We start from the raw sequence: 15434 nt of genomic DNA on the forward strand, positions 1-15434 counted from the left end.
TACTATGGCTTCGGTGGCGTCTGGGCATAGGCTTTCTTCCTCTGAAAGCCCGCAGGAGGTCAATTCAACCGGCCAACTTGGTCCATCCGCAGGTGCGCACTCCAGGTCCATAGCGCCCGGCGAGATCAAGACGTCGAGCCAGCCGGAGATCAGCCCGAAGAGCCCGCCGTCTTCGCCACCGAGGTGCATGGCGCTCTCGCCCCGGTCCAGCTCCATCACCACGCAGGCGTCCAGCACGGCCGCGCGGAGCGCCTCGGGCTGACGGTAGAGCCATCCCCGTCCCTCAAGCTTGCGCCTGTCCTCTGCAGTTAGGTCAATATGTTTCGAAATGCCCATGCGTGGGCAGTGTTATTCCATTGGGCTGGATAGTCTACTCCCGCTATGCGTGACCACTTTGCGTGCTAAGCTGTCGATATTACCAACCTTCGGATTCCTTACGGAACGAGGACATTTGATCATGAAACGACCCAATTTCCTGCCCCTGATAGGCATTGGCGCCCTGCTTGCCACGACCGCCACTGGCGCGCTGGCGCAGGCCACAGAGGCCAACGCCCCGACCAATCCGCTCAAGGAGGCTTATTTCGGCGAGCAGCACGTCCACACAGGTGTGTCGATGGACGCCTTCATCGGCGGCAACCGGCTGACGCCGGACGATGCCTACCGCTTCGCCAAGGGCGAGGAGATCATGGTCAACGGCAGCCTGCACAAGATCAAGCGCCCGCTCGATTTCGTCGCCGTCACCGACCACTCGGAATTCATGGGCGAGGCCTACAGCCTCATGACCGAGGGTGCCCCCGGTTATGATGACGAGATCGCTGTCGCCTTCCGCACCGCGCCGGATCTCGAGACCGCGCTGGGGCTCTATGGCAAGTACGTGCTGACCCCGCTGGCCGGTGGCGGCGATCCGCACCCGCCCTTCTTCCAGGGCGAGGAGGCGATCAAGACGACGTGGCAGAAGAACGTCGAGGCGACCGAGAAGCACTACCAGCCGGGCACCTTTACCACCATCCATGCCTATGAGTGGACCTCGGCGCCGGGCGGATCGAACCAGCACCGCAACGTCTTCTTCCGCGATGCGAACGTGCCCGAGATGCCGTTTTCCTCGAACGAGGGCGGTGATCCAGAACAGCTCTGGGCGTGGATGCAGGCACAGCGCGACGACGGCAAGAAGGTCTTCGCGATCCCGCACAACTCGAATGAATCCAAGGGGCTGCTCTTCGCCGAGGCGAGCCTGACCGGCGTGCCGATAGGCCAGGAGTATGCCGAGACCCGCGCTTCGATGGAGCCGCTGATCGAAATGATGCAGGTGAAGGGCAACTCCGAGGTGGTGCCGAATTTCTGGCCCAACGACGAGTTCGCCGATTTCGAGAACGCCGTGTCGATCCAGCGCTTCAGCGGCCGTGGCTTTGTGAAGGAGAACTTCGTGCGCTACGGGCTTGGGCGCGGCATCAAGTATAATGCCGACCTCGGGGTGAAGCCGTTCAAATATGGCTTCGTCGGCGGCACCGACAGTCACAACGGCACCCCAAGCAACGTCGAGGAAGACAACTTCATGGTCGGCAGCCATGGCTATGCCGACCAGACCGCCGAGATACGCTCGACCTCGGTGCTCGAGGGCGAGATGCAAATCTCCGACGTGAACCCCGGCGCGCTGACAGCGGTCTGGGCGGAGTCCAACACCCGTGGCGCGATCTGGGACTCGATGATGGCCAAGGAGACCTTCGCCACCTCCGGCCCGCGCATGAAGGTGCGCGTCTTCGCCGGGCAGGGTTTTGCCGAGAGCTACGACAGCTATGACTCCATGGTCACCGACGGCTACGCCAAGGGCGTGCCCATGGGCGGCGATTACACCGGCACCGAGGCACCGCAGTTCCTCGTCTGGGCGATGAAGGACCCGATCGGGCCGAACCTCGACCGCATCCAGATCATCAAGGGCTGGTACGAGAACGGCGAGATGAAGGACACCATCTACGACGTCGCGGCCTCCGGCGACCGCCTACAGGCGGATGGCAGCGTCACGCCCGTCGATGCTCCGATCAACATGGAGACCGGTGAGTTCAACACCGAGAAGGGCGATCCCGAGCGGATGACGGTCTGGACCGATCCCGACTGGCCCCCCGACGTAGGGGCTTTCTACTACGCCCACCGAGGAACAGCTGCGCGCCTTCCAAGCCGCGCCCCCCGATTTCTTCATCCTGCCGCAGGCTATCGTGTTCCGGCAGGCGCTCCCCCTGCCTGCCGAGGCCGGGGACGAGGCGTCGGAAGCGGCGCTCGCGTCGTTGCAGGGGGGGGCGGAGAGGTCCCGCCGGGCCAGCGCGGCAAGCTGGCGATGCCGACGGACTGGGCGCTGACTTCGGCGCGGGCACGGGGAAACTCATTCGGTGGCGGCATTGCGGACACACTCTCGGAGCGGCCGGTCGCGACGTGGTCCGGGCCGGTGCGCTCGGGGCTGGGGATGCACCTCGTTTTGGTGACGGAAAACCAGCCCGAGCATCTCGCGCCCTTCGGCTACGTCTCACTGTCGCCGCTCCCGGTCGAAACGCTGATCGCGCTCAGCATCCTGCTGGTCGCCGTCGAGGCCATCCACCGCAAGGACGGCATCTACATCGAGAGTGCGCTCGATCCGCAATACTCACTTTAAAACATCGACCTTGGTGCCTTGGGTCTTGCCGCCGCCTTGGCGACCGGGAACCTCCGGGAGTCAATCTGGGATGCCTTCGATTGGCGTGAGGTCTTTGCGACGACGGGCACGCGCTTGCGCGTCCGCGCCTTCGCCGGATGGGACTTCGGGAAAGCCGAGGTGCGGCGCCCGACCTTCGCTTGGGTGAGCCATGCCGCGGCGCGGCTCCCTGAAGCAGCCTTTCATCGCCCCTTGCAGCCTCCTTCAGGGGATTAGAGGCGGCAGTGCGGACGTTCCGAACACGCCCCGCAGCAGCAAGAACTCTGCTCCGAGGTGCGACCATCTCGAGGGCCTGCGTCTCATGGAACGCGGAGCCAAAGTCATCGTGGGTATAATCAGAATGCCGTCATGCGCCCGATCACCCAGAAGGCCGCGATGCTGCCGATGCCATAGCTGGCTGCCCGGCTCAGGAGCGCTCCGTGCTTGGCCAGCGCCGGGGCCATGCGGCGCGCGAAATAGCCGATCGTCAGCACGACGCCTATGAACATCAGCTGGCCGATTTCGACCCCGATATTAAACGACAGCAGTGCCAGCGGTATGTCTGCCTGTGGCAGGCCGATCTCGCGCAGCGCGCCGGCAAAGCCCAGCCCGTGGATAAGCCCGAAGCCGAAGGAGACCAGCGCCGGAAAGCGCTCGGAGACGGGATCGCGACGTTCGGGCGGCAGAGCCAGCTCGTAGGCGAGAAAGACGATCGACAGCGCCACCACGACCTCGACCGGGGCCGAGGGCAGGCGCAACAGGCCCAGCGTGGCGGCGGCCAGCGTGAGGCTATGCGCCAGGGTGAAGGCGGTGATCGCCCAGAGCAGGCGCCGCGGCTGGCGCACGAGCAGCAGCAGGGCAAAGACAAATATAAGGTGATCCGCGCCTTCGAGGATATGGGTGACGCCCAGCGAGACATAGCTGGCAAAGACCGCGCCTGGACCCAGCTCGGCGGGGACGGTGAACTCCGGCGATCCTGCCGTGAGACGCTGCGTCTGCGCCTGCCCTGGCTCCAGTTCGTAGCGCACCAGCACGTCGGTGCGCGTGCGCTCCAGCCCGTCGATGCCGATGCTGCCGCCTGCCAGCCCCTCGGGGCAGGTGGCAAGAAACGAGGTGACCCAGGCCCTCCCGTCGAAGGCGGGATCGGGCGCCGGGGTCTGTTGGCAGTTTTCGGGCAGTCGCGGCCTGATCGGCATCGGGCGTCCGTTCACGTCGGGCATCCGCCAGCTCACCCGCCATTGCGTGCTATCCATGGCCGACAGCTCGAGAAAGCCGGGATCGAGAGCATGGGCCCTCGCCCAGCCGGGGTGCAGCGTCGCGGTCAGCAGCAGGATCAGGGCCAGGAAATGCCTCATGGCTGCTCCGCCGCATCATCACCGGGCAGGTCCAGCCTATATCGGCTCAGCAACTCGTCGGTGAAGGCAGTGCGCATCTTGCGCGCCTCGGCTGAGCGCCAGTCGGCGATTACCGTGTCGCGCAGCCTCTCGAGCGGCGGCAGTTGCGCCGCCTCGACCGCGTCCAGCCTGACCAGGTGCTGCCCGTAGCCGCTGGACAGCGGCCCCGACCAGGCGGACAGCGGCAACCCGGCCACCGCCCCGCCGAAGCCGCCGCCGAAGACACGTTCCACCGCCGGCGCGGCCATCGCCTCGAGCCGCGTCGGCAGCATCGTCGCCTGTCCAATTCCGCCGGGGTCCGCACCCTGCTCCAGCTCGGCGCGCAGCGCCGCCACTTCCTCAGCCGTGGCATCTCCGGGCAGCAACACCTGCGTGAAGCTGACCTGCGCGGGGCGCGCGTAGGCCGCGGCGTTCTGCGCGTAATACGCCTCCAGTGCCGCGTCGTCCGGCGTCATGGTGGCGGCAGGGGCCTCGGCGAGGAACTCCATCTTGGTGCGCAGGCGGTTGCGGATCATCGCGTCACCCTTGTCGAGACCGAGCGCCAACGCCTCGCGCACCATCACCTCCTCTATCGCCCAGTCGCGTACAAGGCCGCGGGATTCCGCTTCGGTCGGGGCACGGCCCCATGCGGCCAGGAAACTGTCGGCCATGCGGTTCATCTCTGCCTCGGTGAGGCGCAGCACATCGTCGCGGGGGGCGCGGGCCTCTGGCGGGGCTGTGACTGCATAAAACCCGAAGACGAGCCCGCCCAGCACGAAAAAATGCAGCAGCGGGGAGCGGAGAATGGTGCCGATCTTCATGGTCCTGCCTTCCTGACCCTTCCGCCATCAGCCGCTGCGCAAGGTATCGGCGACCCGGTTCAGCCGGGCGCCCGCGTCCTGCGCCAGATCGGCAATCTCGGCCACTTCTCCAAGATCGCCCATGGCCATCATCTGTCCGGCGTCCACCAGGCGGACCAGCGCGCCACCGGGGGCCTCCTCGACGGTGACGTTGCACGGCAGCAGCAGGCCGACGTCGGGCCGCGCGGTCACCGCCCGATGGGCGAGCCCTGGGTTGCACGCCCCGAGGATGGTGTAACGGCGAAACTCGGTGCCGAGCTTCTCCGCGAAGGCCTTGTCGAGATCGATCCGCGAGATCACCCCGAAGCCCTCGGCGGCGAGCGCCGCGGTCACCGCCTCGACCGCCTCGTCAAACGGGCGATCTAGGGGGACCTCGGTTCCGAAGCCAGACATGCTTACTCGCCGCTCGCGGAGTACCAAATCGGCGAGCTGTAGGCGCGGTCGGTCACCGTCATCGGCACGTCGTCGGTGAAGGCTGCATCGTCGAAATAGGCGGTGTCGTAGGCGGTCCAACGCGGGGTCGGGATCTCGATGACCCGGGCGTAGTAGAAGGCATCGAGCGCCGGGTCGAACTCGGGATCGGTCCAGACGGTGATCAGCTCGGACGCGCCGATGGTGTTGGCGAAACTGGCGTTCTCCACGTCCACCGTATCGCCGACCGGAGGCAGCTTGCCGTCCTCACCGGGCTCGCGGTCGCCAGACCAGACCACGTCGAAGATCTTCTCCTGCATCTCACCCTCGGCATCGACCCAGCCTTTCACGATCTGGATGCGGTCGAGGTTGCCCGAGTAGGGATCCTTCAGCGCCGCGACGAGGAAGCTTGGCGCCTCGGCGCCCTCGGGCGCGGGCATCAGGTCGCCGCCCATGGGCACGCCCTTGCCATAGCCGATGGTTCCGGGGTTCCGCCCCAGCGCGTCAGCCTCTTCAAACTCCCAGCCGCCGAAGAAGCGCAGCCCGATGCGGGTGCCGGTGGTGCCGTAGACCTCCTTGCGCTTCATCGCGTCCCAGATCGAGGCGCGGGTGTTCTCCTGCGCCCAGACCGCCATCAAGCCGGAGGCGCCGAGCTGCCAGTCCTTCACGGTGCGGCCCTCGAAGTCGAAGGCATTTCCGGTGGAGCGTTCGGGCGAGGGCTCACTTGCAGGGAACTTTCCGAAGAAATTGTTTTCTTCCGTAGAGGAAATGCCAGTATGGGCGTCAGTCGAGCCGACCATGCCGAACTTGAACGGGTTCGTGCCGAACTCATCCTCGAGCAGCAGACCGCGCTTGAGCGCTTCGCGGGCATACTCGTAGTCGATCATGCCGGGTTCCTTGGGCACCACGTTCAGGTTGCCCTTGTCCCAGATTTCGAAGTCCGCGAACTCGTCGGTGGGCGCGAGTGTCGGATGCTGCTCGGAGGTGCCCTTGCCCTGTGTGACCTCGTAGAGCGGTTCCCAGCGCGCCCGCGTCTCCACCCAGTCCTGGTCGATCGGCTGACCATCCGGGGTCTCGGTGGCGAACATCAGCCCGTTCGAGAGGTTGCCGTTGTGCGGGACGGCCAGAACCCTGCCTCCCGTGGTTTCCTCGTAGGCTTCCATCCACTCCCAGAGCTTGTTGGGAATGTCGCTGTCGAAGGTGGTCATGGGCCGCACCATGTCGGCTTTGTCCTTGCCGTCGCGGTAGACGATGTTGCGATGCAAGTTGTTGCCGCCGCCGAAATTCGATGTCCATTCGTAGCCGATGAGCGCAGTGAAAATGCCGGGCTGGTTGTGGCCCTCGACGATCTCGGTCATCTGCCGCCACATGTCGAACTGCGTGTCGTTGTCCGTCACGGCCTCTGGCAGCGTGCCTTCGCCCTGCTGGGTGATGATGTCCATGACCACCGCGCTGGCCGCGGCGCCGCCGGCATTCATGCCCTTGTTCCATTCCTTGAGCTGCGGATCGGTCATCAGCGTGGGATCGCCCTCGAGGATGCCGTTGAAGATGTTCAACGCATCGGAGTGATCGGCCACCATCATGTAGTCGTAAGGGCGTGACAACTTCACATCGACGCCGGTGCTGGAGGTGATCTGGGCACCCTTGGCATATCGCAGCGCCTCGTCGGGACCGATCCGGGTGCCGCCTGCGACCGCGTCGCCCGACCAAGACGTGTGCAGGTGCATCTCGCCCCAGAGCGGGCGGGTCGGGAAGTTGCGCCCAGCATAGGGCGAATAGCCCGGCTGGTTGAAGAAACGTTCGATCTTCTCGGGCGTGATGGTGCCGGCGTCGGTGTTCACCTGCGCCAGAAGTGGCGTCGCGAGCAATGTGCTGGAAAGCAGGATGGAGACGAAATGGCGTGCCATGGATCAGCCTTTCTGCATCAAGGACTGTATCAAAATCGGTCTTTCAATATCGCCGGCAGGGCTGAAGCCGAGTCGCCCGCTACCTCTGAGTGTATTATCGTTGCGATTGACCTAAGGTAATCAAGGGAAAACTCTCGCATGAGCCAAAACGCAACCGAGCGCGCTTTGTCTTGAGTTATCGCAGCTGTTTCAAGGAACTCTCAGGGCCGCTTGGGCTCTGATGAGGGCATGTTTGCGGATATGCGAAAGCTGACTCCGGCAAGTGGGCCGGGCTGCATTCTGATGCGTGGTCTGCCGTCGACCTACTGGGGGACGCGCTCGGGCGCTCGCACATGATGTCGCAAAAGCCCCGTGGCTGCCTGCCTGCGTGGTTGCAGAAATGCGTGCCGTCGAAGGGATCGCTTGAAGGGCCCCGGTTGTGGGGCTCCAACTCTCCCTCGCGCAGCAGGCGGCAGGGCGTTGCAGGCGATCGGTCGAAGCAGGGGTGGACCGAATGCGCAGAAGAAAACGGCGCGCCCGAGGTCCGGGCGCGCCGTGCTGTCATGTCCCGATCGCATCGGGCGGCCGGCGTCACACGTAGCGGTTGACGATGTTCTCCAGAACCTCCTGCCGGCCGGAGCGCGGCTGCGGGTCGATGCCCTCCGAGATCACACGCGCGGAAATGGTGTCGAGGTCGCTTTGGAGCATCGCTTGCGCCTCGGGCGTGTCCCAGCCAGCATAGCGCTCGCGCCGCGGCGCCTCGAGCGCGTCGTCCTCGAGCATACGCGCCGCCGCCTTGAAGCCGCGCGCGCAAATGTCCATCGCCCCGGCGTGGCTGGTGATCAGGTCCTCGGGGTCCAGCGACTGCCGGCGCAGGCGGGCGTCGAAGTTGGTGCCGCCGGTTGTGAAGCCGCCGTCGCGCAGGATCTCGTAATAGGCCAGCGCGGTCTCGGGCACGTTGTTGGGGAACTGGTCGGTGTCCCAGCCGGACTGGTAGTCGTTGCGGTTCATGTCGATCGACCCCAGAATGCCAAGTTCCCGCGCCAGCGCCAGCTCGTGCTCGAAGCTGTGCCCGGCGAGAATGGCGTGGCCTTGCTCGATGTTCAGCTTCACTTCTTTCTCAAGCCCGAAATCCTTGAGGAAGCCGTAGATCGTCGCCACGTCGTAATCGTACTGGTGCTTGGTGGGCTCCTGCGGCTTCGGCTCGATCAGGATGGTGCCGTCAAAGCCGATCTTCTTGGCGTGATCGACCACCATGCACAGGAAGCGCCCGGCGTGTTCACGCTCTCGGCCCATGTCGGTGTTGAGCAGGGTCTCGTAGCCCTCGCGCCCACCCCAGAGCACGTAGTTCGCGCCGTTCAGGCGATGCGTGGCGTCAAGGCAGGCCTTCACCGTGGCGGCGGACCAGGCAAAGACGTCGGGGTCGGGGTTGGTGGCAGCCCCGGCCATAAAGCGGCGGTTGCTGAACAGGTTCGCGGTCCCCCAGAGCAACCGGGTCTTCGAGGTCTCCATCTTGCGCTCGAAGATGTCGACGATTTCCTCGAAGTTGCGCAGGCTCTCGGAGAAGTTCGCGCCTTCGGGGCGGATGTCGGCGTCGTGGAAGCAGAAGAAGGGCACGTTCAGCAGGTCGAACATCTCGAAGGCGACATCGGCCTTGCGGCGCGCGGCGTCCATGTCCTCGCCGAACCACGGGCGCTCGAAAGTGCGGCCGCCGAAGGGGTCGCCGCCCTCATAGGCGAAGCTGTGCCAGTAGGCCACCGCGAAGCGCAGGTGGTCCTCCATGCGCTTGCCCATGACGATCTCGTCGGGGTTGTAGTGGCGGAAGCAGGGGCCTTCGCCCTCGGGATCAAAACGCAGCGGTTTGAGGTCGCCAAAGAAATCAGACATGTGCGGTCCTTTCAATGCCTCCGCCGGATTGGGGGGAGGCCGGGATGTGGTGGGGAAGGGGCATCCGCGCGGCAGGGCCGGCGGTGCCCGCAAAGATCAGCGCGCCGCCCAGAGCAGGCCGCGGCGCAGGATTTCTTTCATCTGGGGCACCTCGAATTCCGAGGCGACATGGCCGAGCGCCGAGTAGAACACCCGCGCCTGGCCGTAACGGTGCTTCCAGACCACCGGCATGACGGTGCCCTTGGTCCAGGGGGCGTGCTCGCCGCTGAAGGTCGTGGTTGCCAGCACCTCGATGCCGGGATCGACGTGGAGGTAATATTGCTCGGAGCGGTAGTCGAAATCGCCAATGCCTTCGACCAGCGGATCCTCGGGCCGGGTGATCTCGATCCGGTAATCGAGGATGTTGCCCGGATGGGCCACCCATTGCCCGCCCACCATGAATTGGTAGGCCGGGTCCGCGCGGAAGGTGTCGCCCATGCCGCCATGGAAACCGCCGAGCCCGGTGCCGGCCTCGATGGCCGCCAGAAGGTTGGCCAGCTCGTCTTTGCCGACCTGGGCCTGGGTCATCACCGGCACGATGAGATCGTACTGCCCGAGACCCTCTTCGCCGAGCACCGCGATGCCTTCTTCGCGCCTTGTGTCGAAGCCCTCGGTCCGGAGCATGTCCTCGACGATTGCGGAGCAGGCCTCGGGCTCGTGACCCTCCCAGCCGCCCCAGAAAATGAGTGCCTTCTTCGTCATGCCGCCTCCGCTGCGCTGATGTCTCCGATGGTGCCGCCGGGGCGCATGGCCGCCGGGCGCTCACAGGTGGTTTTGAGGTCGATGGCCTGCCCGCTCTCGGCCGAGGCCAGGAGGGTCTCGATCACGTCGAGCACGTGCAGTGCCAGCGCGCCGCTCGCGCGGTGCGGCGTCCCGGCCTGGATCGCCGTGGCCATCTCGGCAAGCCCAAGACCGCGGTAGTTGCCGTCGCCATGGGCGTGGGTGGTGGGCTGGTCCTGCCAGTCCTCTCCATAGAGGCGCACCGTGCCGTCGAAGCGGTTCGGGTCGGGAATGACCAGCGAGCCCTCGGTGCCGTAAAGCTCGAGCGGTGCGTGCCCATGGGCCTTCACGTCGAAGCTGGTAACGATCTGCACCAGCGCGCCGTCGGCGAATTCGAGCACACCTGTCACATGGGTGGGGGTCTCGACCGGGACCGACTGGCCCGCGCGTGGGCCGGTGGCGATGATCCGGCGGTCGCGGCCGCGCGCGGCAAGCGCGGTCACCCGGCGCACCGGACCCAGCAGCGCGACCATGGCAGTGATGTAGTAGGGGCCCATGTCGAAGAGCGGCCCGGCCCCTGGCCCGGCGTAGTAGAAATCGGGGTTGGGGTGCCAGCGCTCGTGTCCGGCGAGCATCAGCGTCGCGGTGCCCGCGGTGGGTGTTCCGATGCGCCCGGCATCGAGCAGCGCGCGGGCGCTCTGATGCGCGCCGCCGAGGAACGTGTCGGGGGCGCAGCCGATCCTGAGGCCGCGTGCTTCCGCGGCCTCGACGAGCCGCCGCGCGTCTGCGGTGCTGCCTGCGAGGGGCTTTTCCGAGTAGACGTGCTTGCCCGCCTCGAGCGCGGCCAGCCCGACCTCGACATGCGCCGCCGGGATGGTGAGGTTGAGCACGATGTCGATGTCGTCCCGCGCCATCAGCTCGGCAGGCGTCATCGCCGGCACGCCATGGGCCTCGGCCTTGGCGCGGGCTGCGTCGGAGTTCAGATCCGCCACGGCCCGCAGTTCGATCTGCGGAAAAAGCGCGGCATTGCTCAGGTAGATTTCACTGATGACGCCGCAGCCGACGACGCCCACTCCCAACGCAGTCATGATGTTTGCTCCATCCGGTTCCCGTCCTTGTCGAAGAGATGAAGGTTGCCCGGCTCGGGGCTCAGGAAGAGCCGCTCGCCGGCGTTCAGGCGCATGTTGCCGGGCAGGCGCACGGTAATCTCGCCAAGGGCACCCGCATCAGCGTAGACCACGGTGTCGGCCCCCAACGTTTCCACCACCTTGGCGGTGGCAGGCCAATCGCCGGCTTCGTGGTCGGCGCGCAGGTGCTCGGGGCGGATGCCAACGGTCTTCACGTCGCTCCGCCCGACGGCCTCGCCGGGCAGGAGGTTCATCTTGGGCGAGCCAATGAACGCGGCGACGAACTCGGTCATGGGGCGGTCGTAGAGCTCCATCGGCGCGCCGACCTGCTCGATCCGGCCGCGGTTCATCACCACGATCTGATCGGCGAGGGTCATCGCCTCGACCTGGTCGTGGGTGACGTAGATCATCGTCGCGTCGAGCGACTGGTGCAGCTGCGCCAGCTCCACCCGCATCTGCCCGCGCAGCGCGGCGTCGAGGTTCGACAGCGGCTCGTCGAAGAGGAAGACCTTCGGCTGGCGCACGATCGAACGGCCGATGGCGACGCGCTGGCGCTGACCGCCCGAGAGCTGCCCGGGCTTGCGGTCGAGATAGTCCTCCAGCGCGAGGATCCGCGCTGCCTCGGCCACCCGCGCCTCGCGCTCGGCGGCGGGGGTCTTGGCCAGTCGCAGCCCGAAGTCGATGTTCTGCGCCACGGTCATGTGCGGGTAGAGCGCGTAGCTCTGGAACACCATCGAGATACCCCGGTCCGAGGGTTCGGCGAAGGTGACATCCTCGCCGCCGATCATCACCTCGCCGTCGCTGGGCATCTCGAGGCCCGAGATGATGCGCAGCAGCGTGGACTTGCCGCAGCCCGACGGGCCGACGAGCACGGTGAAAGACCCGTCGGGCACCGTCAGGGACATGTCAGGGATGACGGTCACGGCGCCGAATTTCTTGGTGATGTTGTTGAGGCGGACTTCAGCCATGGGTTCGGCTCCTTGCGTTCGTCATGTCCGGGACTCGTTGGGCTCGTAGGTGAAATGCAGGAAATCGGCGGGGCGGCCGCGCCCCGATGTGTCATGCGCACACATGCCCACGAAGGCGCCTGTGAAGTTGTTACCCGGCCCGTTGCCGGCCTCGTCCGATATTGCCGATTGGTCGAGCGTGATCCCAAGGTCCCGCCAGTCGCCGTTCTCGCCGAGCCCGTAGCGGAAGCGCAGGCTGCCGCCGTTGACGTCCACGCCAAGCCGCACCGTGCCGGAGGCGGGCAGGGGGATCGGCGTGACCGGGTAGCTCACCCGCGCGTCGGGCCAATCGGCGGCGCAGCTGTAGACCGTCAGCAGCCGGTTGCTGGCCGCGTCGGCGGTGACCGCGAGGTAGTGGAACTTGAACCGCCCGTACCAGGAGATCAGCCCGGCGAACTGCTGGTAGTCGCCGGGGGTGACGTCGATCTCGGTCTCGGCGGTGAAGGCGAGATCGGTCTGCCGCCGCGCCACCAGCGCGTGATCGAACTGCGAGCCCGGGGCCTCGCGCCCGAAGAGGCGCAGCGCGCCGGGGCGCTCGGTCAGCGAAAAGAGCCGTTCGGGCTCGGGGCTGCGCAGCCATTGCAGGGGCCGCGGCAGCGCGCCGGGGGCAAAGGTCAGCCGGGCGGGCTCGGGCTCGAACCGGTGCTCGGGCAGATCCGGCGCCGCCACCGAGGCGGCGGGCACGCAGCCGCCGTGGGCGAGGCGGGGGAACTCGTCCTTGGGCCAGACCAGTTTCTGGATCGCGGTCTCCCGGCCCAGCGGCGAGCGGCGCACGTCGTCGGCATGGATGCCCTTCGCGCGGCCGGTCTCGATGCCACGCGTCTCGTCCAGCGGGCGCGAGCAGAGGTGCACAAGGTAGTGCTCACCGTCCTGCGTCTCGACGATGTCGGCGTGACCGGCGCGCTGCAGGTAGGCGCCCGGTGCGTCCTTCGAGGTGAGCAGGTGCTTGGCCGGGTCGGTCTCGTAGGGGCCGAGCAGGTCGCGCGAGCGCGCCATCGTGGCCGCGTGATCGTAGCCGGTGCCGCCTTCGGCGGTCAGCAGGTAGTACCAGCCGTCGCGGCGGTAGAGATGCGGCCCCTCGGTCAGCTTGTGGTCGGTGCCGCGGTAGATGTTGTGGACCGGGCCGACGAGGCGCTGTTCCTCCGCCGAGTACTCCTGGCAGACGATGCCGCCAAAGCGGTCGCCGCCGGTCTGGTTGTGGTCCCAGATCATGTTGAGCAGCCATTTGCGCCCGTCCTCGTCGTGGAAGAGCGAGGGATCGAAGCCCGACGAATTTAGGTAGATCGGATCGGACCAGGGACCCTCGACCGAGGGCGCGGTGACGAGGTAGTTGTGGCTGTCCTTCCATGCCCCGTCGCGGCGCTTCACGTCGGTGTAGATCAGCCAGAAGAGGCCATCCGCATAGGTGAGGCAGGGCGCCCAGATCCCGCCGGAGTCGGGATCGCCGCGCATGTCGAGCTGTGCCGCACGCTCCAGCGGGCGCTTCACCAGCTGCCAGTTGCGCAGGTCCCGCGAGTGGTGGATTTGCACGCCCGGGTACCATTCGAAGGTCGAGGTGGCGATGTAGTAATCGTCGCCCACCCGCACGATCGAGGGGTCGGGGTTGAACCCGGGAAGGATCGGATTCCGGATTTCGGTCATTGAAGTCATCCTTTGACGGCGCCGCCGGTCAGCCCCGCGACGATGTATTTCTGCGCAGCGAGGAAGAAGACGATGGCGGGCACCAGCGTGAGCGTCACGAAGGCCAGCGTGCGGTTCCATTCGGTGACGTATTCACCGCGGAACTGCATCATGCCGAGCGGCCAGGTGAAGACCTCGCGCGAGTTCAGCACCACCAGCGGCAAGAGGAAGTTGTTCCAGCTCTGCACGAAGACGAAGACCCCCACCGTCGCCAGGATCGGCGCAGAGAGCGGCAGGGTGAAGCGCCAGAAGAACCGCACGTAGCCGCAGCCGTCGATATAGGCGGCCTCGAAGAGCTCCTTCGGCAGTTGCTCGAAGAAGGTGCGGAAGAGCAGGATCGCGAGCGACAGCGAAAAGGCGGTCTGCGGCAGGATCACCGCCCACCAGGTGTCGAGCAGCCCGACGTCGCGCACCTTGATGAAGAGCGGCAGGATCGCCGTCGCGAAGGGAAACATCAGCCCCAGAAGCAGATAGGAGAACAGCATCCGCGAGCCGAAGAACTTGATCTGCGCGAAGACATAGGCGGCGGCGGCTCCGACGATCAGCGTGAGCACCACCGCAACCGACGAGATCAGCAGCGAGTTGCCCAAGTAGCGCCAGAACGCGGGGTCCGCGACGATCGAGCCGTAGAATTCCCAGTTCCAGCTTGCCGGCAGGGCAAAGGCATTGGTGCGGATCTCGGCATTGGTCTTGAAGCCGCCCAGGACCGTCGCCACCATCGGGGCGAGCACGAAGCTCGCCACGAGACACAGGAAGGCGACGCGGAGGATGTTGCGAAGCAGGTGGCCGCGGGTCATGCCTTGTCGCCTTTCATGAAGAAGCGCTGGTAGAAGACCGCAACGGTGATTGCCGCGACAAAGAGGATCACCCCGACGGCGCTGCCGAAGCCGATGTTCAGGCGCGTGAGGCCGAAGGTGTAGAGGTAGGTGACGATCGTGTGGGTCTGGTTCGAGGGGCCACCGTTGGTCAGCGGGATGATTACGTCGAAGACCTGTAGCGCACCGATGATGGCGAAGAAGGCGCTGACGATGATCGCCGGCTTGATGTGCGGGATCTGCACGTAGCGCACGATCTGCAGCCGTTTGGCGCCCTCGATCCGGCCCGCCTCGATCAGGTCCTCGGGGACTGATTGCAGGGCGGCGATGTAGATCATCATGTGAAAGCCAAAGTACTTCCAGACGATCACCGTCATCACTGCGACAAAGGCCCAGTCCCGGTCGGCGAGGATGAAGAAGCTTTCCATGCCCAGCGACTGCGCGATCGAGGCGGTGACGCCGTAGTTGCCGTCGAAGACAAAGCTCCAGATCAGGCCCGCCGCCACCTCGGCAAGGATGTAGGGCAGGAAGAAGATCAGCCGGAACACCGCGTTGGTCGGCGTCTTGCGAAAGATCAGCAGCGCCAGGACCAGGGCCAGCGGCATCTGGATCAGCAGCGAGACCGCGACGATCTTGACGGTGTTGCCGACCGCCTTGTGGAAGATCGAATGCCCGGCGATCCGCTGGTAATTCTCCAGCCCGACGAAGTCGGTCGGGGCGCCGTAGCCGTTCCAGTTGAAGAACGAGTAGTAGCCGGACTCGCCGAGCGGCAGGATCACGAAGAGGGTGAAGAGGATCAGCGCAGGAGGCAGCAGGATCAGGACGGCGCTGACGCGACCGTTTCCGAGGCTGCGGCGCAGGCGTTCGGACGCCGGCAATCTCCGGCTGGCGGCGGCAGTGGCCATGCCAGTCTCCGGTATGTCAGGAAGAAGTGGGGACGGATGCCGCACGCCGAGAGGGACGGCGCGCG

Annotated in this window: 14 protein-coding genes; 2 read left to right on the forward strand and 12 right to left on the reverse strand. The window is 66.0% G+C overall.

Going from position 1 to position 15434, the window contains the following annotated elements:
* A partial coding sequence (locus tag G0D83_RS29580) for a hypothetical protein (RefSeq protein WP_203595684.1) occupies positions 1-336 on the reverse strand: 336 nt, incomplete at its 3' end.
* A 121-nt stretch (positions 337-457) separates the two neighbouring features.
* Here G0D83_RS29580 and G0D83_RS29585 point away from each other — a divergent pair.
* On the forward strand, positions 458-2641 hold the full coding sequence (locus tag G0D83_RS29585) for a DUF3604 domain-containing protein (protein WP_164198158.1): 2184 nt from the start codon (positions 458-460) through the stop codon (positions 2639-2641).
* An 18-nt stretch (positions 2642-2659) separates the two neighbouring features.
* The gene (locus tag G0D83_RS29590) at positions 2660-2896 is read left to right on the forward strand and encodes a DUF3604 domain-containing protein (RefSeq protein ID WP_164198160.1); all 237 of its coding nucleotides are present in this window, start codon (positions 2660-2662) and stop codon (positions 2894-2896) included.
* 119 nt (positions 2897-3015) lie between these two features.
* Here the strand turns inward: G0D83_RS29590 and G0D83_RS29595 are convergent, their stop codons facing one another.
* The 11 genes from G0D83_RS29595 to G0D83_RS29645 form a co-directional block, all read right to left on the reverse strand.
* Positions 3016-4014: a HupE/UreJ family protein gene (locus G0D83_RS29595; protein ID WP_164198162.1), complete on the reverse strand. Its 999-nt coding sequence runs from the start codon at positions 4012-4014 to the stop codon at positions 3016-3018.
* Positions 4011-4853, reverse strand: coding sequence for a peptidyl-prolyl cis-trans isomerase (locus G0D83_RS29600; protein WP_164198164.1), 843 nt, complete (start codon positions 4851-4853; stop codon positions 4011-4013). The genes G0D83_RS29595 and G0D83_RS29600 overlap by 4 nt, the downstream gene beginning before the upstream one ends.
* Before the next feature lie 27 nt (positions 4854-4880).
* Entirely contained in the window at positions 4881-5285 is a 405-nt protein-coding gene (locus tag G0D83_RS29605; protein ID WP_164198166.1) for a DUF302 domain-containing protein, read from the reverse strand.
* A 2-nt stretch (positions 5286-5287) separates the two neighbouring features.
* Positions 5288-7210: a DUF3604 domain-containing protein gene (locus G0D83_RS29610; RefSeq protein WP_164198168.1), complete on the reverse strand. Its 1923-nt coding sequence runs from the start codon at positions 7208-7210 to the stop codon at positions 5288-5290.
* A 570-nt stretch (positions 7211-7780) separates the two neighbouring features.
* Positions 7781-9076: a xylose isomerase gene (xylA, locus tag G0D83_RS29615; RefSeq protein WP_164198170.1), complete on the reverse strand. Its 1296-nt coding sequence runs from the start codon at positions 9074-9076 to the stop codon at positions 7781-7783.
* 96 nt (positions 9077-9172) lie between these two features.
* The gene (locus G0D83_RS29620; RefSeq protein WP_164198172.1) at positions 9173-9817 is read right to left on the reverse strand and encodes a ThuA domain-containing protein; all 645 of its coding nucleotides are present in this window, start codon (positions 9815-9817) and stop codon (positions 9173-9175) included.
* Positions 9814-10923, reverse strand: coding sequence for a Gfo/Idh/MocA family protein (locus G0D83_RS29625; RefSeq protein WP_164198174.1), 1110 nt, complete (start codon positions 10921-10923; stop codon positions 9814-9816). The genes G0D83_RS29620 and G0D83_RS29625 overlap by 4 nt, the downstream gene beginning before the upstream one ends.
* Positions 10920-11930 carry an ABC transporter ATP-binding protein gene (locus G0D83_RS29630; protein WP_164198176.1) on the reverse strand — a complete coding sequence of 337 codons (1011 nt, stop codon included), beginning with the start codon at positions 11928-11930 and terminating at the stop codon, positions 10920-10922. Before G0D83_RS29630 ends, G0D83_RS29625 begins: the two co-directional genes overlap by 4 nt.
* Before the next feature lie 21 nt (positions 11931-11951).
* Entirely contained in the window at positions 11952-13610 is a 1659-nt protein-coding gene (locus G0D83_RS29635) for a glycoside hydrolase family 43 protein (RefSeq protein ID WP_164198178.1), read from the reverse strand.
* Between the two features lie 5 nt (positions 13611-13615).
* Positions 13616-14446, reverse strand: coding sequence for a carbohydrate ABC transporter permease (locus G0D83_RS29640; protein ID WP_108969558.1), 831 nt, complete (start codon positions 14444-14446; stop codon positions 13616-13618).
* Positions 14443-15369: a carbohydrate ABC transporter permease gene (locus G0D83_RS29645; RefSeq protein WP_108969556.1), complete on the reverse strand. Its 927-nt coding sequence runs from the start codon at positions 15367-15369 to the stop codon at positions 14443-14445. Before G0D83_RS29645 ends, G0D83_RS29640 begins: the two co-directional genes overlap by 4 nt.
* Between the last annotated feature and the right edge of the window lie 65 nt (positions 15370-15434).

The organism is Salipiger sp. PrR003, from assembly GCF_010500785.1.
GTDB classification, from domain to species: domain Bacteria; phylum Pseudomonadota; class Alphaproteobacteria; order Rhodobacterales; family Rhodobacteraceae; genus Salipiger; species Salipiger pacificus_A.